The 17,707-nt window shown below is 50.4% G+C and carries 23 protein-coding genes and 1 pseudogene; 1 reads left to right on the top strand and 23 read right to left on the bottom strand.

Annotation, left to right across the window (positions count from 1 at the left end; genetic code table 11):
- Window positions 1-115: 115 nt before the first annotated feature.
- The 5 genes and pseudogenes from ACTNCH_RS04585 to ACTNCH_RS04565 all read right to left on the bottom strand — a co-directional run bounded on the left by ACTNCH_RS04585 (window position 116) and on the right by ACTNCH_RS04565 (window position 3,165).
- Window positions 116-607, bottom strand: coding sequence for a nucleotidyltransferase domain-containing protein (locus ACTNCH_RS04585; protein WP_002584332.1), 492 nt, complete (start codon window positions 605-607; stop codon window positions 116-118).
- Window positions 608-658: 51 nt separating this feature from the next.
- Window positions 659-1,036, bottom strand: a complete 378-nt coding sequence (locus tag ACTNCH_RS04580; RefSeq protein ID WP_002584333.1) for a TnpV protein — start codon at window positions 1,034-1,036, stop codon at window positions 659-661.
- Complete coding sequence (locus ACTNCH_RS04575) at window positions 996-1,268, bottom strand: helix-turn-helix domain-containing protein (RefSeq protein WP_002584334.1); 273 nt, start codon at window positions 1,266-1,268, stop codon at window positions 996-998. Before ACTNCH_RS04575 ends, ACTNCH_RS04580 begins: the two co-directional genes overlap by 41 nt.
- Before the next feature lie 196 nt (window positions 1,269-1,464).
- Window positions 1,465-1,527: pseudogene (locus tag ACTNCH_RS04570) on the bottom strand (Maff2 family mobile element protein); the annotation flags it as partial.
- Window positions 1,528-1,548: 21 nt separating this feature from the next.
- A complete protein-coding gene (locus ACTNCH_RS04565; RefSeq protein WP_002596236.1) occupies window positions 1,549-3,165 on the bottom strand; it encodes a recombinase family protein in 1,617 nt (538 codons plus the stop codon).
- A 225-nt stretch (window positions 3,166-3,390) separates the two neighbouring features.
- On the opposite strand from ACTNCH_RS04565, the gene ACTNCH_RS04560 reads away from it, so the two are divergent.
- Window positions 3,391-3,591, top strand: a complete 201-nt coding sequence (locus tag ACTNCH_RS04560; protein WP_002596235.1) for a hypothetical protein — start codon at window positions 3,391-3,393, stop codon at window positions 3,589-3,591.
- A 64-nt stretch (window positions 3,592-3,655) separates the two neighbouring features.
- Here the strand turns inward: ACTNCH_RS04560 and ACTNCH_RS04555 are convergent, their stop codons facing one another.
- The 18 genes from ACTNCH_RS04555 to ACTNCH_RS04470 form a co-directional block, all read right to left on the bottom strand.
- A complete protein-coding gene (locus ACTNCH_RS04555; RefSeq protein ID WP_441019184.1) occupies window positions 3,656-3,850 on the bottom strand; it encodes a transposon-encoded TnpW family protein in 195 nt (64 codons plus the stop codon).
- A gap of 14 nt (window positions 3,851-3,864) precedes the next feature.
- The gene (locus ACTNCH_RS04550; RefSeq protein WP_000200031.1) at window positions 3,865-4,704 is read right to left on the bottom strand and encodes an ATP-binding protein; all 840 of its coding nucleotides are present in this window, start codon (window positions 4,702-4,704) and stop codon (window positions 3,865-3,867) included.
- On the bottom strand, window positions 4,701-5,435 hold the full coding sequence (locus tag ACTNCH_RS04545) for a replication initiator protein A (RefSeq protein WP_432765087.1): 735 nt from the start codon (window positions 5,433-5,435) through the stop codon (window positions 4,701-4,703). Before ACTNCH_RS04545 ends, ACTNCH_RS04550 begins: the two co-directional genes overlap by 4 nt.
- 132 nt (window positions 5,436-5,567) lie before the next feature.
- On the bottom strand, window positions 5,568-5,954 hold the full coding sequence (locus tag ACTNCH_RS04540; RefSeq protein ID WP_002596231.1) for a cysteine-rich VLP domain-containing protein: 387 nt from the start codon (window positions 5,952-5,954) through the stop codon (window positions 5,568-5,570).
- Window positions 5,944-7,569 carry a relaxase/mobilization nuclease domain-containing protein gene (locus ACTNCH_RS04535; RefSeq protein WP_002596230.1) on the bottom strand — a complete coding sequence of 542 codons (1,626 nt, stop codon included), beginning with the start codon at window positions 7,567-7,569 and terminating at the stop codon, window positions 5,944-5,946. The genes ACTNCH_RS04540 and ACTNCH_RS04535 overlap by 11 nt, the downstream gene beginning before the upstream one ends.
- The gene (locus ACTNCH_RS04530; protein ID WP_002596229.1) at window positions 7,541-7,939 is read right to left on the bottom strand and encodes a plasmid mobilization protein; all 399 of its coding nucleotides are present in this window, start codon (window positions 7,937-7,939) and stop codon (window positions 7,541-7,543) included. The genes ACTNCH_RS04535 and ACTNCH_RS04530 overlap by 29 nt, the downstream gene beginning before the upstream one ends.
- 497 nt (window positions 7,940-8,436) lie before the next feature.
- A complete protein-coding gene (locus ACTNCH_RS04525) occupies window positions 8,437-8,649 on the bottom strand; it encodes a helix-turn-helix domain-containing protein (RefSeq protein ID WP_002586615.1) in 213 nt (70 codons plus the stop codon).
- Complete coding sequence (locus tag ACTNCH_RS04520) at window positions 8,642-9,064, bottom strand: sigma-70 family RNA polymerase sigma factor (RefSeq protein ID WP_002586616.1); 423 nt, start codon at window positions 9,062-9,064, stop codon at window positions 8,642-8,644. The genes ACTNCH_RS04525 and ACTNCH_RS04520 overlap by 8 nt, the downstream gene beginning before the upstream one ends.
- 171 nt (window positions 9,065-9,235) lie before the next feature.
- Window positions 9,236-10,003, bottom strand: coding sequence for a class I SAM-dependent methyltransferase (locus ACTNCH_RS04515; protein WP_002586626.1), 768 nt, complete (start codon window positions 10,001-10,003; stop codon window positions 9,236-9,238).
- A 50-nt stretch (window positions 10,004-10,053) separates the two neighbouring features.
- Complete coding sequence (gene tet(W/N/W) / locus ACTNCH_RS04510; protein WP_441019045.1) at window positions 10,054-11,973, bottom strand: tetracycline resistance ribosomal protection protein Tet(W/N/W); 1,920 nt, start codon at window positions 11,971-11,973, stop codon at window positions 10,054-10,056.
- A gap of 636 nt (window positions 11,974-12,609) precedes the next feature.
- Window positions 12,610-12,750, bottom strand: a complete 141-nt coding sequence (locus ACTNCH_RS04505) for a Maff2 family mobile element protein (protein WP_009533774.1) — start codon at window positions 12,748-12,750, stop codon at window positions 12,610-12,612.
- A gap of 179 nt (window positions 12,751-12,929) precedes the next feature.
- A complete protein-coding gene (locus ACTNCH_RS04500) occupies window positions 12,930-13,118 on the bottom strand; it encodes a hypothetical protein (protein ID WP_441019043.1) in 189 nt (62 codons plus the stop codon).
- Between the two features lie 8 nt (window positions 13,119-13,126).
- A complete protein-coding gene (locus tag ACTNCH_RS04495; RefSeq protein WP_441019041.1) occupies window positions 13,127-13,654 on the bottom strand; it encodes a hypothetical protein in 528 nt (175 codons plus the stop codon).
- Window positions 13,655-13,668: 14 nt separating this feature from the next.
- Complete coding sequence (locus ACTNCH_RS04490; protein ID WP_441019039.1) at window positions 13,669-14,718, bottom strand: type IV secretory system conjugative DNA transfer family protein; 1,050 nt, start codon at window positions 14,716-14,718, stop codon at window positions 13,669-13,671.
- Entirely contained in the window at window positions 14,715-15,206 is a 492-nt protein-coding gene (locus tag ACTNCH_RS04485) for a PcfB family protein (RefSeq protein ID WP_441019037.1), read from the bottom strand. The genes ACTNCH_RS04490 and ACTNCH_RS04485 overlap by 4 nt, the downstream gene beginning before the upstream one ends.
- Before the next feature lie 34 nt (window positions 15,207-15,240).
- On the bottom strand, window positions 15,241-15,588 hold the full coding sequence (locus tag ACTNCH_RS04480; protein WP_441019035.1) for a DUF7768 domain-containing protein: 348 nt from the start codon (window positions 15,586-15,588) through the stop codon (window positions 15,241-15,243).
- Window positions 15,589-15,612: 24 nt separating this feature from the next.
- Window positions 15,613-17,034 (bottom strand): DUF5688 family protein, encoded by a 1,422-nt coding sequence (locus ACTNCH_RS04475; protein WP_441019033.1) that lies wholly within the window; start codon window positions 17,032-17,034, stop codon window positions 15,613-15,615.
- Window positions 17,035-17,037: 3 nt separating this feature from the next.
- Window positions 17,038-17,637, bottom strand: a complete 600-nt coding sequence (locus tag ACTNCH_RS04470; protein WP_441019031.1) for a hypothetical protein — start codon at window positions 17,635-17,637, stop codon at window positions 17,038-17,040.
- Window positions 17,638-17,707 lie beyond the last annotated feature (70 nt).

The raw sequence follows: 17,707 nt of genomic DNA, 5'->3' as shown, positions 1-17,707 counted from the left end.
AAAACCGCTGTTGCATGGTTGTGTTTGCTTCCATGTAGCAGCGGTTGGTGCTATACTTATTCAGTTAAAATTTCAAAGCGATAAAGTGGAATTTATCTTAGAAATTACAGCAATGTTATTTTGATAAACTTTCAAGAATTGAAATATCATGCTTATCTTTATCTCTTAATTCATAACCTGAATGGAAAACTCTTTGGCCTTTTAAGGATATACAAGGAATTGTTTTTCCTTCAAAAAAAGCACTACCAAAGTAATCTTTTTCAAACTCATACCAGCCACCCTCTAAATCAGCTTGTTTTGAAGTTCCGTCCTCACTTAAAACGAACGGGTGAATGTCTAAGTAACCAAGTTCATCACTATATAACTCTATTCTAACCGGTTTCCAGTCTGTATCAATTTTATAGCCCAGATTCAAAAGCACATTTAACAATTTTTCCGTATGTTGAGCATCAAAATTTATATCTATATCTCTATGAATTCTTGTTTGTTTACCAGCTAAAATATCTACACCCCATCCGCCATCCAACCAGTATGTAATTCCAGTATTTTCGAATAATTCTATTACTTTCATTAAATCTTCTTTTGTTGTTATTTCTTTTCTACCCATACAAAGTCTCCTTTACAACTTCTAATTTGTAATAATCATTCTACCATACCGTTATGAATAAATCATCTCATGTAAAACAATTTCTTCTGCCCGGTTGTGAATGTTATTGCAACGCTGCACCCATTCCATTTGACGGGTACGCTTCAATTCCTCGGTCACGCCCTCGGCAGCTTTCATCTGCTCCATGATGGTGTCTAACCGTTTCTGTGCCTGTTCGTTCAGGTCTGCAAGATATGTCCACAATTCCCCGGTCAGGGTCAATGTGTGTAATCTGGCTGGGCAGACTTCTCTTAAATATTCCCGGTGCATCCGTCCGTACTTTCCGATGGGGCGGTGTTCCTCCGGCAACTTCAAGTCCGGGATGTAGTAATCTCCAACAAGGATATAATCAATTCCGTTTTCTTTTATTCTTGGTTTCAATTCGCTCATGTTCCTTACCTCCTGTGGAAGCAGGCTCGTCTGGTACTAACTCAATCACATCGGTAATCTCACAATTCAGCGTTTCGCAGATACGGGCTAATGTATCCATGCTGATGTGCTTTCCCTCTTTGCTCATGTTGGCAATCATATTTGTTGTCATACCAGCGGCAAGCCTTAAATCCTCTTTTCTCATATCACGCTCTAACAGTGTGTGCCAGAGTGGTTTATAGCTGATGTGCATATTGTTTTCCTGCCTTTCTATCCATACCACCGGAGCGGCTGCCCCGGCAGGAACTTTTCTCTTATTATAGCACCAATCTTGTGAAATCACAATTTATTCTTGTAGCCTGCCGCTGATACCGTCTGGATTGGCTTTTCCTTTCTTTTTGTTCCCTTTAATTAGCCATGAACTGCTTCATACCCTGAGACTTTGCTTATGTGTGATAAAGAAGCAATAGAAGTGCAAAAAATTTTGCCGTTCCTATCCGACACTTGGCCATTGTGTCGGATAGGTCGGGCGGTTATTCGGGCAAGTCAATCTTGCCGACAAAGCTGTAATAAATCTCAATGTCCTGCCTGCGGGTGCCGTTCTCATCATAGCTGCACTCATGCACCACAATTTTCTCGATCATTTCCCGCAAGAGAGTGGGGGTCAGTTCTTCAAAGGCAAGGTGCTTGCGGACAATGCCCATAAATTTCTCGGCGTTGACGGTAGCTGCCTGTGACTTGTCCAGTTCGGCTTGCAGGGCGGCGGCTCTCTTTTTCAGCTCCGCTTGCTCGGCTTCGTAGTCAGCCGACAGTTCCATGAAACGCTCATCGCTGATTTTGCCGTTTACATTGTCCTCATACAGCCGCTTGATAATGCGGCTGATTTCAGAAATGCGTTCCTGCGCCTGTTCAAGCTGCTTGATGGCTGCGGCGGTCTTTCGCTTGCCGCCGATCTCGTTCTGCTGGACAAGTAGTTTCACAAACCGGCTCTCATGCTTGGCTGCGTATTCGGTCACTTGCCGGAGATTTGCCAGGACACCAGCGGTCAACAGATCGGTGCGGATAAAGTGCGCCGTACAGTTGCGGGTGCGCTTCTTGTAGCTGCCGCAGATGTAGCAGTCCTGTTTGCGGTCTTTGTTCTGATACCGCTGCTGATACAGCACATGGCCGCAGTCGGCGCAGAACAAAATCCCGGAGAACAGCCCCACTTCATCGTAGCGGTTCGGGCGTTTGCGCTGTTTGCGTAACTCCTGCACCCGTTCCCATGTTTCCTTGTCGATGATCGGCTCATGGTGGTTCTCGAAAATGGCCTGCTTCTCGACGGGGTTCTCTATGCTGTGCTTGACCTTATAAGAAGGCTTTTCCGTTTTGAAGTTCACCAGACATCCGGTGTACTCTCGGTTTTCGAGGATATGAACGACGGTGTTGGTCGCCCATTTGCACTCATAGCCTGGGTGATAACGGCGGGTGCTGCCTGTCCGCTGATATTCCAGCGTCCCCGGCGTGGGGATTTGCTGCTCCGTCAGCATACGGGCAATCTTGGTCGGGCCGTTCCCGGCAAGGCAAAGCTGGTAAATCTGCTGCACCACCGGGGCGGCTTCCTCGTCTATAATAAAATTCTCGTCCTCGTCCATCACATAGCCGTAAACCGGCTTGCTGGTAACAGGCTTGCCGCTCATGCCTTTTGACTTTTTCACTGCCTTGATTTTCTTGCTCGTATCTCTCACCAGCCATTCATTGAACAGATTTCGCAGCGGGGTAAAATCGTTGTCCATGCCCTCGCTGGCACTGTCCACATTATCGTTGACAGCGATAAAACGCACACCCTTTTGAGGGAACAGCATTTCCGTGTAAAACCCTACCTGCAAGTAGTTTCGCCCTAACCGGCTCATGTCCTTGACGATGACCGTACCCACTTTCCCGGCTTCAATGTCCGCAAGCATGGCTTGAAATCCGGGCCGCTGGAAGTTCGCGCCGGAAAAACCGTCGTCGGTGTACCAGCGCAGATTGGTAAAGCCGTTCTGTTTTGCGTAGGTTTCGAGTATCCTTTTTTGGTTCGATATGGAATTACTCTCGCCTTGCAATTCATCCTCGTGGGACAATCTCGGATAAAGGGCGGTAATGAGGTTTTGGGTGGCTTGTCTTAACATAAAATCCTCCGTTTCCGACAGCCAGCCCCACTATTCCGTGGTTTCATTGTACCACGGAACGGCGGGGGCTGTACAGCGGCAAAAGCGTTAAATTTGCTTCTTTACAGCTTTTCAATTTTCCGATTTTTATGGTATGGGTTGTCGTCCCATATTTGCAGTAGAAAAGTTCATAACTCCGTGGTATACTCTGATTTAACAAAAAAATCAGAAGTTAAAGGAGAAAACATGAAGTATACAATAGATGAATTAACCGCGGCCAAAAGGCAAATTGATTCAACTCTGCACAAGCTAAGAGAAACAGTAAAAACATTTGAATCAAAGGATAATTCCGAGCGTTATAAATCACAAATCACATTGGCAAAGAGAAGAATAAAAGCCTTTGAAATTGCAAATTATTTTATAGAGAATGAGATTAAGAATTGCTAAAGCACTTCCGATTTTCGTTCCAGCGGTCATGCTCCCTGGCATGGCCGCTTTTCCATGCCCCGGTTCACGCCGGATAAGTCGGCTCCTGTGTAGCAGCGGCTTCCGCTTCCAGTACCCGCGCCATTTTGTCGGCGGCTGTGGTTGTGGTGTCTTTCTTGAAAAAGCCGGACACGACAAGAACGGTATTCCCCATGCGGATTTCCGTCACGCAGTCGGGGCGGCGGGTGGTACGGTGGTCGTGCTGCTTGATATTCTCCATAGGCAATACTCCTTTCATTCAGCCAGCAGTTTCTTCATGGTTTCCATTTTCCGCTTTGCGGTTTCCTGCCGGAAGTTGACGCCAGTAAAGCGTATCGGGACGCACATGGACAGCAGTCGGTCATAAATCCGGGAATGGGCCGTGTCTGTCGGCTTTTTCAACTCGTCCAGCGGGCGGTTGGTGGTGGCGATCAGCGGCTTGTTGCTGCGGTATCGGGTATCAATCACATGGAATACCTGTTCCAGTCCATAGTCGGTGCCACGCTCCATGCCGAAGTCGTCAATGATAAGCAGCGGATAGCGGCAAAGGCGGGAAATATACTCATTCCGGCCTGTAAAGCCGGGAGAGAGGTCGCCCAGGATAACGGCGAAGTTCGTCATATATACGGGGACTTCTTTCTCCATGAGGGCGTTTGCGATACAGCCCGCAAGGTAGCTTTTCCCGTTGCCGACGTTCCCCCAGAACAGGCAGCCGATGTTTTCGGCCTGCATTTCTTCCCAATGCTCCGCATACCGCCGGGCAATCCCGGTCTGCGGGTTTCTGCCGTTGTCGTTCTCGAATGTCCATTGCTGCATGGCTGAGTCGGCAAAAGCCCTCTGTTTCAGATTTTCCACGGCTTCCACATGGCGGCGGTGTTCCTCGGCGGCCTGCCGCTGCTCACGGGCGGCTCTCTGGCAGTCGCACTCTGCCGGGTGGCGGTCACGGCCAAACAGCTCCTTACCCTCCGGGAAGTAGGCTTCTTTCGGCGTATGGCACTTTCCGCAGTAAAGCAGTCCGTCCTCGCCGATATAGTCCTCCATCTCCGGGGCGGCGGTTGTCATGTTCTCCAAAATATCTTTGATTTCACTTGTCATAAGCTTTCTCCCTCCATACAGGTATAGTCGGGGATGCCCTGTTTTACGGCTCCCTTTTTGTCATTGGCCGCCCATCTGTGCAAGGCGGCGGCATAATTCTGGTAGGCTTTCCCGCTGGCGGCAAGGTAATGGCTCATTTCCTCAATCAGCCGTTCCAGCCTGTCCGGGTATTCTGCCTGTAACTCGTCATATTCGTCCTTTGACAGAAAAATATTCTCATATCGGCCATAAGCTGTGGGCGGCTCCCCACTCGCTCTCATTGTTTGGTTCTCTATTAAGTTGTTTATATTAGTTTTGTTAGGGGTCGGTTTTCCGACCATCATAGGGTCGGTTTTCCGACCGTCATAAGGTCGCTTTTCCGACTGTATGAGGGTCGCTTTTCCGGCCATCAGTTGGTCGGAAAACCGTACCACTGGGACAGGCGGCACTTTCACATAAAGCCGATTGGGTGCGGAGAAGCCCCGCCGTTCCCGTTCTAAAAGCCCGGCTGCGTCCAGTTCTTTCAAGGCTCCCTTGATGGCGGTACAACCCTTGTCCAGCATTTCCGCTATCTCCGCAACGGGGTAGACAATGAATATCCTGCCCTCGCCGTCCTGCCAGCCGTTCTTCTGTGACAGGGTGGAGCGGTCTAATAAAAGCGCATACAGCAGCTTGGCGGTCTGTGAAATCTCCATTTTCAGCAGGAAACGGGGGTATGGAAGATAGGCGGGCAGCGTGGTGTCTGCCCTGATATAATCAGCGATAGTATCACCTCCCTCTGTGTTGTGTCGTTTTTGGGCTTTGTCACGCATTAAAACGCCGTTTCCGGGGGAAAAGGATAAATGTATCGCGTACCCTTTGACACCCACGAAAAAAGCCTTGATTTATGCGGGTTTGAAAGGCTCTAAAGCGTGACATCTCTGCCTTTGTTTCCGCTTTCTCTCGGCGGCTTTGATTTTCTTCATGCGCCCGGCGCAGTCGGGGCAGTATTTTCCCCGGTTGGATTTGGGGACAAAGGCCGCCCCGCAGACGGCACACCGTTTCCGGCTTCCCCGGCACAAGAGGGCTGCGGCCAGTTCCCCGTCAAGGGGCAGGACAGCCACACGGAACCAGTGGCACATGAGGGAAAAGGAAATGCTCTGGACGCACACGCAAGGCTCCCCGTCGTCCAATAGCAGGCAGTTCCCCTCATCGTAGTTACAGCACTCATGTACCAGCCGCCGCGCCCGCCGGTGCTGGCGGTAGTCCATGTGGGGCAGGTTATCGCTCATGGCTCTGCTCCTTTCTGCGGTGCGGCTCGTCCCGGCGCAAAATCTGGTCGATGTTCCGCTTGACGGTCTGCAACTCCTTGAACCGCTGTTTCTGTTCGTGATAGGTGTTATACAGGCCGTCTTTCTCGGAGATAAGCTGCTCGATCTCGGCCTGCAACGCTTTCCGGGCGGGCAGCTTGGTAATGCCATGCGCCTTGAAATACCGGGCTGCTGCGTCGGCTATGATAAAATCGCTCTCATGGGCCTGCCGGTATGCGGCGCGGGCTTTCTCGGATTTCTGTGCCCGCAGCCCGTCGCGGGCGGCCTTGGTCTGGGCGTAGGCCAACACCTGCCGCTGCAACTTCTTTTTCCCTTGCAGCTTCGTTTCCAGTGCTTTCAGTTCGCCGCTGGTCTGGCGCATTTTCTGATAGGCGGTGTCAACGGCGGCTTCTAACTGCTCCGGGGAAGTAAAGCCGTATTGCTGGTAGACGGACAGCGTTTTGGCGGCCTGCTTCAGATTGTGTATCTTCGCCCAGCGTTCATAGCCCCGGCCTTTGCCCTCGGCCATTTTCTGCTCAATGTCCACAAGCCGCTGCACTCCGTCCTGTTTCGGGGCGGCTATCTCGGCTCTGGCAACCTGCAAGCGGTCTTTTATGGTGCGTGGGGGATCGGGGGATCTGGCTGGCGCTTCGGCTGCTCTGGCGGCGTTTTGCTCTAAAACGGCAAAGACAGCGGCGCGGTCAAAATCGTCGCCCAGCTTCCGGGCGGTAATTGGCTTTGTCCTGTCCGGCGTGAGGTAGGAAAGCCGCCCCCGGCTCTCCTTGACGGTCACACCCTCCTGCAGCAACAGAGAGGAAAACTCGTCAAAGCTGGCGGCGGTGGCAAGGGCTTTCCGTAGGGTCTGCCGCAGCTTCTCCTTGTTCGTTTCAAACTTGGTCTGCCGGGGCGTGATACTATCGGCAATCATGGGGGCGTTCTGCTTGTCCAGCGCGGCCTGTCCCTTTTTCTGCGCCCAATACTCCCGGTCGGTGACGCGGTTCTTGCTGCCGTTCAAGAGGTCGATTTGATAAAGCCCCTCCCGGTGGCACATCTCCATGACTTCGGATTTGAAGTAGCGCAGGGCAGCGTCGGTACATCGGTGCTTGCAGCCGACTTTCGTATCGGCCGGCCTGTCCATGTAGGGCAGGAACGGCACTTCCTCAATCCGCAGGCTGTTTATGACGATATGCACATGAATGTTGCCGCTGTGGTTATGCCCGTCCGGGTGGGTGCAGACAAGGGCCTGGTGGCCGGGAAAATGCTCTTTACAGAATTGTTCCCCCAACGCCTGCGCCCGGTCTACGGTCAGGCCGTTGTCCGGCCCGTCCCGCGGGTCAAAGCTGATGATGTAGTGGTGGCTTTTCACATCTTCCCGCCGCTGGTTTTTCTGATAGCGGAGATTGGCCCGCATACACGCAACGGCAAAATCCTCCCCGTCGCAGTTCAGCGTGGACAGCCGGTAGTCCTCGCGGGGGATAAGCCTGCCGGTTTCATCAAGGACGGGCTTCATGGTAAACTCGTCATGCTCAAAGAGAAGATATTGCTCGGCGGCTCCGTAGTCGGCGTTTTTAGAGTTGATATGCTTGAGTGTTGCCAACCGCGTCACCTACTTTCTTGAGGACTTCATACTTGAGGACGGCAAGGTCGGATATGGCGGCGCGTACCTCGCCGGAAAGGGTGTTGTAGGGTACGCCGTATTCGTTCAGATACCGGGCAATCTGATTGAGGTTGCCGCCGATCCTGCCGTACTCGGCTGTCAGCTTCCCGACAGCGGAAAGCAACTCGTCATTGACCGACGACACATGGACAACCGGGCGTATGGTCGCCCGCCGTATCGCCTGCCGGAGAAATTCGGACTGGCTGATACCATAGGGCGCAAGCCGCGCTGTGAAGTCGGCATACTCATCTTCGGACAGCCGGGTTTTCACAACGCGGCTGCGGTGGGGCGTGTTGTATTTCTTTCGCATGGTGTGACCTCCTTTCTCGCCCGTAAGGGCGCATGAGCAGGGTTTGGGGAAGGCACTCCCCAACAAGTTTCCCGCGAGGGGCAAAACTGCAGAATTGCGGATTTTGGCACCGTGGTAGAAACTTGCTCTCCGTGACTGCAAACTTTCTCTCACTTCCGTCCGCCACTTTTTTGGAAAACTGCAACCACAAAAGTTTGTTTCTCTTTTTCTGCTACTACTAATCCTGTAAAGGGCATTCCTGCCCGCTTTCGCTAAAATGACACCGGACGCAGTGGTTTCTACCCGGTGTTGGAGAAATCCTTTCTCTTTGCCCTCTACTACGGGTAAATGCTCCAAATGCCAAACACCAGGGCAGAAAAATTCCCTCCTCGCTTACTACTACAACCGGCAGGGGGCAAAATGGCCGGGAGCGGAGCCGGACAACAAAAAAAGCAGTAAATCTTTTTCAAGACTTACTGCTTTCGCTGGCCGCGTCGGTGGCGGCTGGTATTCAGTTTTTATGACTTGTCCGGTGGTTCGTCAAGCCGGAACTTGAATTGACAGTCAATTAACCGCTGCTTTACATAGTCCTCCACCTCGGCGTTGACCTGCCCGTTCACTTTTGAGAAATAGCGGATATATCCGGCGTAGTGGAGCAGGACAGCGTTCACGGCTTCTGGGTCGCCCTCACGGGCTTTGAGGATTGTTTCATAGGGGAGAAGTCTACTCATACCGGCTCACCCCCATTTCTTCGCGTAGCCGCTGCAAGGCAAGCTGGATATGCCGCCCCGCTGTGCTGCGTGACCGGCCAATACACGCGCCGATCACGCGCTGCGGCTGGCGCAGAAAGTAATAGCGCAGGATTTCTTCCCGCGTCTGCTCCGGCAAAACAGAGATCGCGTCGGCAAGGGCGGCGTTGCAGAGCAGGACGGTCTGACCGCAGACGGTAAATGGGTATTCCTCGTCCGGCTCCGACGCGGCAAACTGGACAAACTTCTCGTTCATCAGATAGTCAAGGGAAACTTGCCGTTCCCATTGCCGTTTAAGCTTCAAAATCTTGTCCAAGGCGGCACAGCGGATAACAGTCTTGCAAAAGGCGTTGTACCTGCGCTGGATATATTCTTGATAGGCTATCTGGTCGGTCATGGAAATTCCCCTTTCTGAATAATAGTGCGGGGCGGTGGCACTTCTTGCTGTCGCCCCTTGATTGCCTACCAGCAAAGGCGGGCGGGGCTGTCAACGGCTGCGCATATGCGCCGTTCATCTTGACCGTTGACTGGCTCGGCTGGGTTTGCTATTTACCCGACAAACTTGAATTTATTTTAAGCTATCACGTTTTACCTTCTTAAGCCTTACTATCATTACCATAGGAATTTCTTTGTTGGTTTTAAAACATTCTTCATAAAATCCATCAATGACAAATCCAGCTCTAAAACAAAGGTTAAAAATATCTTGTATGGAACGATGATAATAAATCTGCTCTTTCGGTTGCCCTTCAATCGCTATATCATAGTAACTGTGCGGTGTCATATATTTTTCAGTCAACGTGACAAAACAAGGGTGTTGCGTTGCAAAGACAAAAATTCCGCTTTCCTGCAACAGTTCATAAACAGCCATAAGAAGTGGTTCAATATCCGTAATATCCATAATTGCCATATTAGAAACTGCTTTCGTAAAGGCTCGATTTCTTTTTAATTCTAATATACTTTTTCTATCGGTCGCATCCGCCACACAAAATTCAATTTGTTTTGCATATTGTGATTGCCGTCTTTTAGCCAATTCTATCATTTTTTTGCTGTAATCAAAAGCGACAACCGAAGCGCCTCTTTGTGCAAGATACGAAGAATAATTTCCATTGCCACACGCAATATCCAAAATGTAATCCGCAGGATTAGGAGATAGAAGTTCCGTTACTTTGGGACGCACTACCTCTCTGTGAAATTCATTAGATTCGTCACCCATTGCATTATCCCAAAATTGTGCGTTCTCCTCCCAGATTTTTTTACTTTCCTCTGTTCCCATGTTCTCTCCCACTCCCCAAATTTGCTTTTTTGCTTCCATTAAATCTTCCTTACTATATTCCATTGTTACCCTCCATAACTTCTGATTGTTGCCGTCTTGACGATTATGTATCTTTACATTACCTTCTGAAACATATGGCGCACCTTGTCCAGGCGGCTGTTTGGACGGCGGGGCTGGATGACCGGCTGACCGACAGCGGCCTGATATCCTTTCAGCTCTGTAAGGCATACGCTCCGCCCGTTGGTGTAAAAGGCCAGATCAGTACGGTATGCCTGTATACAGCGGGCGGGAATCTCGCCAGTAAAGACAACTTCATCCTTTTTTACCTGGACCGTTTCGATGGTGGCACAGTATTTCGGCGCATCATGATAAGCCCTGGAAAGATATTCCCGGGGCGCATAGAGGGTGAAGGAGAGATAAGGTTCCAGCAGTTGCGTCCCTGATTCCTTCAATGCCTGTTCCAATACAATCGGGGCCAATGAGCGGAAGTCCGCCGGCGTGCTGACCGGACTGTAATAAAGCCCGTATTCAAAGCAAATCTTACAGTCCGTTACGTTCCAGCCGAACAAGCCCTGCTCCAGCCCGTAACGGATACCATCCCTGACAGCGTTTTGAAAACTCTGGTTCAAGTATCCCAGCGAAACCCGGCTCTCGTATTGTACACCGGAGCCAAGCGGGAGTGGTGTAACAGACAGTCCGATGGATGCCCAAAACGGGTTGGGCGGCACCTCGATATGGATGGTGTGGCTGGCTGCTTTGAGCGGCCGCTCTAAATAAATGACGGTGGGTTCCTTCACTGCTGTTTCAATCTTGTATTTTTCCGACAGCAAAGCGGAAACAACCTCCAACTGCACCCGGCCCAAAAAAGAAAGAATGATCTCATGGGTGGTGGAATCCACCTCGTAGTGCAAAAGCGGGTCAGTATCCGCAATTTGCGTAAGAGCGTCCAGCAACCGGTCTCTTTGCTCTGCCGTTTTTGGCGTAATCGTCGTCCGCAGCATAGGGAAGGGAACATCACTCCACATTTCACGAGGAAGTTGGGTTTTGTCCCCCAATATATCGTTTAATCTCAAGCTGTCGCTGGGAAGGATGACAATTTCGCCCTTATGGGCGGTATCTGTCCGAACAATCTCCCCTTTGGATGGAATACGCATCTCTGTGATTTTCAGCTTTTCTCTCCCGGCTAGGGCCACCGTATCCCGCAGACGCAGCGTTCCGCTGTATAGCCGCAGATAGACAAGCCTCTGGCCGCAATCTGTATACTCCACCTTGAAAACGCTGCCGCATAGGGCGGCGCTCCCCTGTTCCCCAATCGGTTGGAACAGCCCTGTCACCGCATCCATCAACGGTTGAATGCCAAGGCCCTTTTTGGCGCTGCCATAATAGACCGGGAACAGGGAGGCGTCTTGAACCCGCCGCTGTTCCTCCCGCACAAGTTTTTCCCGGCTGATTGGTTCTCCTGCGATATACTTTTCCAATAATTCATCGTTATTTTCGATGACCGCATCCCATGCTTCTATGTCGGTATTTTCCTCCAGGACTATTTCCGGGGACAGCGACACCGTCTGCTTGATGATAATATCGGCGGAGAGCTTATCCCGAACAGACTGAACCACGCTCTGCAAATCAACGCCAGCCTGGTCGATCTTGTTGATAAAGATAACGGTGGGAATGTTCATTTTCCGCAGGGCATGGAACAGAATACGGGTCTGGGCCTGCACGCCATCTTTAGCGGAGATCACCAAGATGGCCCCATCTAAAACAGCCAAAGAGCGGTACACCTCCGCCAAAAAATCCATGTGGCCGGGCGTATCCACAATGTTGACTTTACATCTGTGCCACTGGAAGGAAGTGACTGCCGCTTGAATGGTAATCCCACGCTGCCGCTCCAAAAACATGGTGTCCGTCCTCGTTGTCCCTTTTTCGACGCTCCCCGGTTCTGAAATGGCTCCGCTGGCATATAGCAGGCTCTCCGTCAAGGTCGTCTTTCCAGCGTCTACATGGGCAAGAATTCCAATATTGATTATTTTCATGTGATTGTCCTCCCTTTACTGCCCCGAAGGGCATAAAAATCCCCAGCAGTAAAATACTTTTACCGCTGGGGATCATGACTTCGGATACATAGAAACGCATTCAGCTAACATGAGCCGTTATCCGTCACGATATTTGATAAAAAGGCAAAAGCATTCTTAAATTGGGTACAAAAACCAAGCCCCTACAAAAGGGACTATCATAATCCTTTGTTCCCACTATTTGATTATAGTTTTATTTAAGAATACCTTGCCGCATATTTTTTACTCCTTTTCTGGAATTGAATTATTATATCACATCAGTTTTAGGAAAACAAGTATCTAAAAGAAATTTTTCTTCCCCTTATATGTAACAATCATACCGGCTTCCTAACGTTCAGAATGGTTTCTACTGTCTGCTGCGGTGTTTGGTTGGAATTGTCCAGCCAAAAGCCGATCCGTGGTGTTGTCTGCATTTTACTAAATACAAATTCAATGTATACAGAAAGAAATATATAAGGAGTGGGAGGGATTCCGCCGTAGTCGGCATTGTAGGAAAATCCAAAAGTTTAGATTTTCTCAAAATGCTTATCTTTTGGTCTTTGGTTCGGAATAGTGTAGTGCTGGCGGTCTATCTATTGTTTTCGGTTGCTTGCTTCTTTACCGTACATGAGCATTAGCACCGGGGTTATCGTTGCCGTAGCCCTCCAGAAGGTTGATTGCACCCCAGATACCAAGACCTGCACCGAGAGCTACTACCAGAGTCTGCAGAACACCGACTGCGCTGTTGAAAAATGCCATAAAGTTTTCCTCCTTGATTTGCCCGCCTATATGGTCGGGATAATGAAATAAAAATTGCCCTCGCGACTCCCGGCATGTGCACCTGCAGGAAAAGAAGGGCGTAAAAATATCCGGGGCCGATGATCAGTCAGTCCCGGATATGTAAACAGGCAGCAAGCTGCCGCCTGTCGCCCGAGTATTTACTCGTTTTGTTCTGTATTCCTGCAGCCGAGTGTTTCCAGAATACCTTTCAGATGCTTTGCGCTTCGGGCATATTTGTCTCCGGTATCCAACCGGATCCAGATAGTTGCTGTGCCCGGGATGGTATCAATGCTGATGATGTGATCTGCATTGATACACTCCTCGCCGGTGTATATGAATGTCGCCATTTTGCCTCCTATCTGGCAGCTTCCTGCATCTTGGAGGCTTTTCCGGAAGGCCTAGCTGCCGCAGTTTCTTCCTTCCGGTCAGACAAGTCCGAGAGGACAGATCCTCTGGATTTATCTTTATAGGACTCCATCAGGGCCTTCAGTTCCGTGTTGCTCACTTCTCTGGTCTCACGACCCCAGGTGGATCTTCCGGTTTCATCTATGCCGGTCTTCACCGAACGGGAAAGCCGGGTCGTACCATCCTCGGGAAGCTTCATCCAGATGCCTTTTCCGAACTGATTGTCGTGAATCATCTTCGGGGAGATCACAAAGGATTCCCAGGGACGGGTATCTGATTTATCCGGATTTGGAATACTGACTTCTACCAGCTCCTTGCCGCTTTTCGAAGTAAAAGGCTCACCCACGAGCCCCTTACCGAATTTGATCGTTACCTCAGCTGGCGGCTGGCCAAAGGTTTCGCCACGCGCCATGGCTTCCTCCGCTTCTCTTACGAAGTCGGGAACATCCATCGGCAACGGACTTCTTTCATCTGCCATTGCGGTTTACCTCCTTAATTTTCTTCTTCCATAACAAAAAACTCATCCTTCGGATAAAGCTTTGTCCTGGTACTCAGGTACTTCTCAATGTCGAAGGTGAGTTTCTTATCATAATCGGCGGTGTATTTGTAGTTCGGGTGCTGGGTCAGATCGTATTTATCCGACAGGAAGGGACGAACGCCTCTCAGCTGAAGGACACATTTGCTGCCGTCCATAACAGCCAGTTCATCACGACTCATGAGCTCCTTGCCCAGCTTCTGGTAGTTGGTTCCGTAGCTTGGACTATTGCCTCGTGTATCCGAGGTATTGAAGGTATCGATGGTTTCTTTGCCGAGTGCTTCGGAGAGTTCTTTCAGAGTGGTAGGTTCAGAGCCGCCCAGGAATACCTGGCAGTCCATGTTACCGATGATGGTATCGGCATTGTCCTTGTAAATGGCCTTCAGCTGAGACCTGGCCTGCAGCACCAGACAGGCGCTGATCTCGCGGGAACGGATGGTGGCAACCAGTTTTTCCAGGTTCGGGATCTGGCCGATGTTTGCCGCCTCATCGATCAGGCACCGCACATGGACCGGGAGCCTGCCGCCATAGACATCATCCGCTTTTTCACACAGCAGGTTGAACAGCTGCGTGTAGATCATGCTGATCAGGAAATTGAAGCTGCCGTCTGTATCTGACATCATCAGTCGTTCTGTCTTTGTGAGGATCACATTGTTCTCAAAGACCGGATCGATGAAAGGCTCGATGTCCTTCGGGCCACCCCATCGGGCAGAACCATACTCAAGGTTATGCTTAAAATTTTTGGCATTCTTTCCCCGGATGTAGACGGCAGCCCTCAGACCTGCCCCGCAGATCAGGCCCACCATCAAGTCAATGGGATGAAAGCTCGGAAGGGGATTTCCGAAAGCAATGCCCATCGTCGTAAAGAATGACAGCAGCTTTTCAGAAGCATTCGCGCCCTCCGCTATTCGCCAGGCTTCTCCCAGATTGGTACAGACCAGACCGATCAGGATATAAGGGAGGGCCCGGATCAGAAGCTTTTTCAGCTTAACGGTATCCGGGCTCATCGTGACTGCTCCCTCTGCTTGTCCCTGCTTACCACCTTCGCTGGGATATCTCTCACTGCATCGATCAGCTTATGCAGCGTTTTCAGAACGCTCGGGCGTTTGTTCTTTGCCAGTATCTCTGCAGAGTAGGCGTTGAATGCCGCTGTCATAGCATCCGCATCTCTGGCCTTAAAGAACACCAGGTACTTCGGTGGAAGTACAGATTTATCCTTGGTGATTGCATAATCGACACCGTATTTCCGGGCATACTTTTCAAAGCCCTTCAGGTCTGTTTTGGAAATGTCGATATTGGTGACGCCCTGATTCTGACCGATCAGCTCCTGAATGGTCTGCTTGCCGGTGGGCTTCTCATTTTTCATTGCCGCTTCCTGAGATTTTCGCTTAATATAAGCGATACCCTTCAGACCAAGTCGGACAATACTGCGAGCCGTAAGCTTGGTCGTGCTGATGGCCAAATTTACAGTTCTGTTTTCTACTTCCTCCTGCAATGCTCACCACCTCCTTCAGTTCGTTTTTCCGGCATCATACCTTTTTTCCGGCGGAGCCCTCCACCTTCATAATGCCGTCAAGAGTCGTAGCGGCAATACGGAGCCTCTTTGCCAGACCGATATCGTCTTTGACCTGTCCATCCATCGAGTCGCCGCAAACTACGAGAATGCGGGATCTTCTGAGAAGCTCCGATGCCATTTCAATCCTGTCCTTGTGCTCCTGGGGGATCTCATCCCGTAAGAGTCCTTCATACATGAGCCTCGGACAGATAGGAGAAAACCCTGTATCATACACCTTTCGGCAATAACGCAGGGCTGTGCTTTTCGCTTCAAATTCGTTATCACTCCAGTTTGCAGTGATATATGCCAGTGGTCTAACCATGTGTACCTCCTTCTTTCAACATCATCAGTGACCGTCATGCTCAGTCCTTTTGTGCTTCGGCTTACCGCCGATCTCTTCGGCAGCTTTCACCGTTTCGCGTGACTGGAGGGCCTCTTCGGGAATCGGGATCGCCATGATGCTGCGTCCCATTTTCACGAAGGCCTCCGGCTGGTGAAACAGCTCTTCAAACTTGCCGACCTGCTCCGGAGTGAGGGAACCGAAGCTGTCCTCCGTAAGACCGGTCACCAGGAAGGAACCGGCAATCACATCATAGACCTCATTGTTCTCATCACGAAGAGCACGGTTGAGAGGCAAACCGTTGATTTTTCCCTCCTCATTAACAATCAGGCCAACAGGATCCTCGAAGGGATAAACAACCTCAATAAAGCCGCCTACCAGCTGCTGAAGATCTTCAAGGCCGGTCTTTGCTTCAATGATCTTCGGGTGCTCATTGGGTTCGACAAGAAGCATGGTAATCGTATCTGCCTCCACAAATCCAGCGGGCTCATCGGCAAGCATGGCTTCTACTATGGCAGCCTCGCGGGCCTCAAAGGTACGGGCATTTTCAAAGGTATGCGCTTCACTGTCGTAGTGGAATACATTGTCGGAGAGCCGGTCTGCAGGGGCAACCTCCGCCTCATTGATGCTTCGCACCATTTCTTCCAGATGACTGAGCTCCATACTTCCGTCATCGGCAATGAACAGAACTTCATGGATCGAAGAAGGGAGAACGTAGAAATCGCCGCCCATCGTTTCAGCCGCCTGATCCAGAAAATCCGGATACTGAATGGTGCAGGCACCGTTCTGACCGCCCTCTACCGTAGCAACCCAGATGGGAGAAGGCTCATCCGGAAGAAACATACCGGCAGCATCGCCCATCATGTCACGCATGACGTCGTTCATGTTGCGAAGGGTCGCCGGATGGTTCTGCACGGCAGCTTCCATAGCGTCCGAATGAAGCTGATCCGCAGTAATGCCATAGGTCTGAAGCATGTTGTTGGTTACGAGAATGCTGGCAGAGCCCTGCTCATTACTTTCCATCTCGAAGCGGTAAACAAGAGCCATGTCTTCCACAGGTCTGTGAGGAATCTCGGAAAGCCTTTCCTCGTTTCCGGCAATGGGAATCATCTGAAGGGTAAGCGTTTCCTTCATCTGATCGTAATCCATCAGCGCCCGGGTATCGAACTGAGGTATGCTTCCGGCAATCTCTGCCACCTGCTTTTCAATATTGTGAAGGGCCGTCTCCATAGGCATACCGTCCTCAACACGTTTGAAAACATAGTCCAGGTTCATCGTAGCAGCAACGTTACTGCCTGCAGGGCTGACAGCCAGTCCGGTATAGGATTCTCCCTGCAGCTTCGAAACAGCCTGAATGCCGATATCCAGAGCGGGGAAGCGCTCACGCATCTCATCGACAACCTGAATCTTAAACTGATCAAAATCCATGTGTTAGTCCTCCCTTTTCTCTTTCGGCAGCCAGTAACCACAGATGGTCTTTCCGTCTTCACCGGTAATGGTCACGAAATGGTCATTCAAAAAGATCATTGCAGCAAGAAAGTCCATCGCGGTAAGCTCCTCACATTCGGTTTCATCGTCATTGACTCTGGCAATATAAACCGGAGCCGTAATGGTGATATCATCTTCACTTTCCCAGGTGTGCTCCATATAGTGGAGAAACAGATGATTGCCGATCTCAACACAATAAAACGTCTGCTCATCATCAAAACCCGGAAACTTTGACAGGGCGTCTTCTTCCGTCATCAGCTGTACCGGCTTGCCGGGAACCGCAAAAAGGACAGTAGCGTCCATACAGGCCATATCATCCTCGTCCCAGTTATCCGAGCCTTTGAAATCCTTTGTGTTCCAGGGATTCTTCTTCCTCTGAAGCAGGCTGGAAATTCGGGAAAGGACAATGGCACTGTCACAGAACATTTCTGCCAGCTCATCTACAGAATCTGCAAGCTCAATCGCTGCAGCCTCTTTTTCGGAAGGCTTTTTCCGGATACCAAGCAGGTCCTGCATCTGCTTCATCATTTCTTTTTCAGTCATTGATTGATACTCCTTTTCGTGTTTTGGATAAAAAGAAAGCACTATCAAAAGGCTTGCTTCTGACAGTGCT

Source organism: Candidatus Merdisoma sp. HCP28S3_D10 (assembly GCF_052065835.1).
Taxonomy (GTDB): Bacteria; Bacillota; Clostridia; order Lachnospirales; family Lachnospiraceae; genus Laedolimicola.
Note: the sequence above shows the minus strand (reverse complement) of the source record. Positions and strands in the feature narration are given on the sequence as shown.

Bases quoted from the DNA above. Each gene is read 5' to 3' on its own strand.
- ACTNCH_RS04585 (WP_002584332.1), bottom strand. From the start codon at position 607: ATGGGTAGAAAAGAAATAACAACAAAAGAAGATTTAATGAAAGTAATA.
- ACTNCH_RS04580 (WP_002584333.1), bottom strand. From the start codon at position 1,036: ATGAGCGAATTGAAACCAAGAATAAAAGAAAACGGAATTGATTATATC.
- ACTNCH_RS04575 (WP_002584334.1), bottom strand. From the start codon at position 1,268: ATGCACATCAGCTATAAACCACTCTGGCACACACTGTTAGAGCGTGAT.
- ACTNCH_RS04565 (WP_002596236.1), bottom strand. From the start codon at position 3,165: ATGTTAAGACAAGCCACCCAAAACCTCATTACCGCCCTTTATCCGAGA.
- ACTNCH_RS04560 (WP_002596235.1), top strand. From the start codon at position 3,391: ATGAAGTATACAATAGATGAATTAACCGCGGCCAAAAGGCAAATTGAT.
- ACTNCH_RS04555 (WP_441019184.1), bottom strand. From the start codon at position 3,850: ATGGAGAATATCAAGCAGCACGACCACCGTACCACCCGCCGCCCCGAC.
- ACTNCH_RS04550 (WP_000200031.1), bottom strand. From the start codon at position 4,704: ATGACAAGTGAAATCAAAGATATTTTGGAGAACATGACAACCGCCGCC.
- ACTNCH_RS04540 (WP_002596231.1), bottom strand. From the start codon at position 5,954: ATGAGCGATAACCTGCCCCACATGGACTACCGCCAGCACCGGCGGGCG.
- ACTNCH_RS04530 (WP_002596229.1), bottom strand. From the start codon at position 7,939: ATGCGAAAGAAATACAACACGCCCCACCGCAGCCGCGTTGTGAAAACC.
- ACTNCH_RS04525 (WP_002586615.1), bottom strand. From the start codon at position 8,649: ATGAGTAGACTTCTCCCCTATGAAACAATCCTCAAAGCCCGTGAGGGC.
- ACTNCH_RS04520 (WP_002586616.1), bottom strand. From the start codon at position 9,064: ATGACCGACCAGATAGCCTATCAAGAATATATCCAGCGCAGGTACAAC.
- ACTNCH_RS04515 (WP_002586626.1), bottom strand. From the start codon at position 10,003: ATGGAATATAGTAAGGAAGATTTAATGGAAGCAAAAAAGCAAATTTGG.
- ACTNCH_RS04505 (WP_009533774.1), bottom strand. From the start codon at position 12,750: ATGGCATTTTTCAACAGCGCAGTCGGTGTTCTGCAGACTCTGGTAGTA.
- ACTNCH_RS04500 (WP_441019043.1), bottom strand. From the start codon at position 13,118: ATGGCGACATTCATATACACCGGCGAGGAGTGTATCAATGCAGATCAC.
- ACTNCH_RS04495 (WP_441019041.1), bottom strand. From the start codon at position 13,654: ATGGCAGATGAAAGAAGTCCGTTGCCGATGGATGTTCCCGACTTCGTA.
- ACTNCH_RS04490 (WP_441019039.1), bottom strand. From the start codon at position 14,718: ATGAGCCCGGATACCGTTAAGCTGAAAAAGCTTCTGATCCGGGCCCTC.
- ACTNCH_RS04480 (WP_441019035.1), bottom strand. From the start codon at position 15,588: ATGGTTAGACCACTGGCATATATCACTGCAAACTGGAGTGATAACGAA.
- ACTNCH_RS04475 (WP_441019033.1), bottom strand. From the start codon at position 17,034: ATGGATTTTGATCAGTTTAAGATTCAGGTTGTCGATGAGATGCGTGAG.
- ACTNCH_RS04470 (WP_441019031.1), bottom strand. From the start codon at position 17,637: ATGACTGAAAAAGAAATGATGAAGCAGATGCAGGACCTGCTTGGTATC.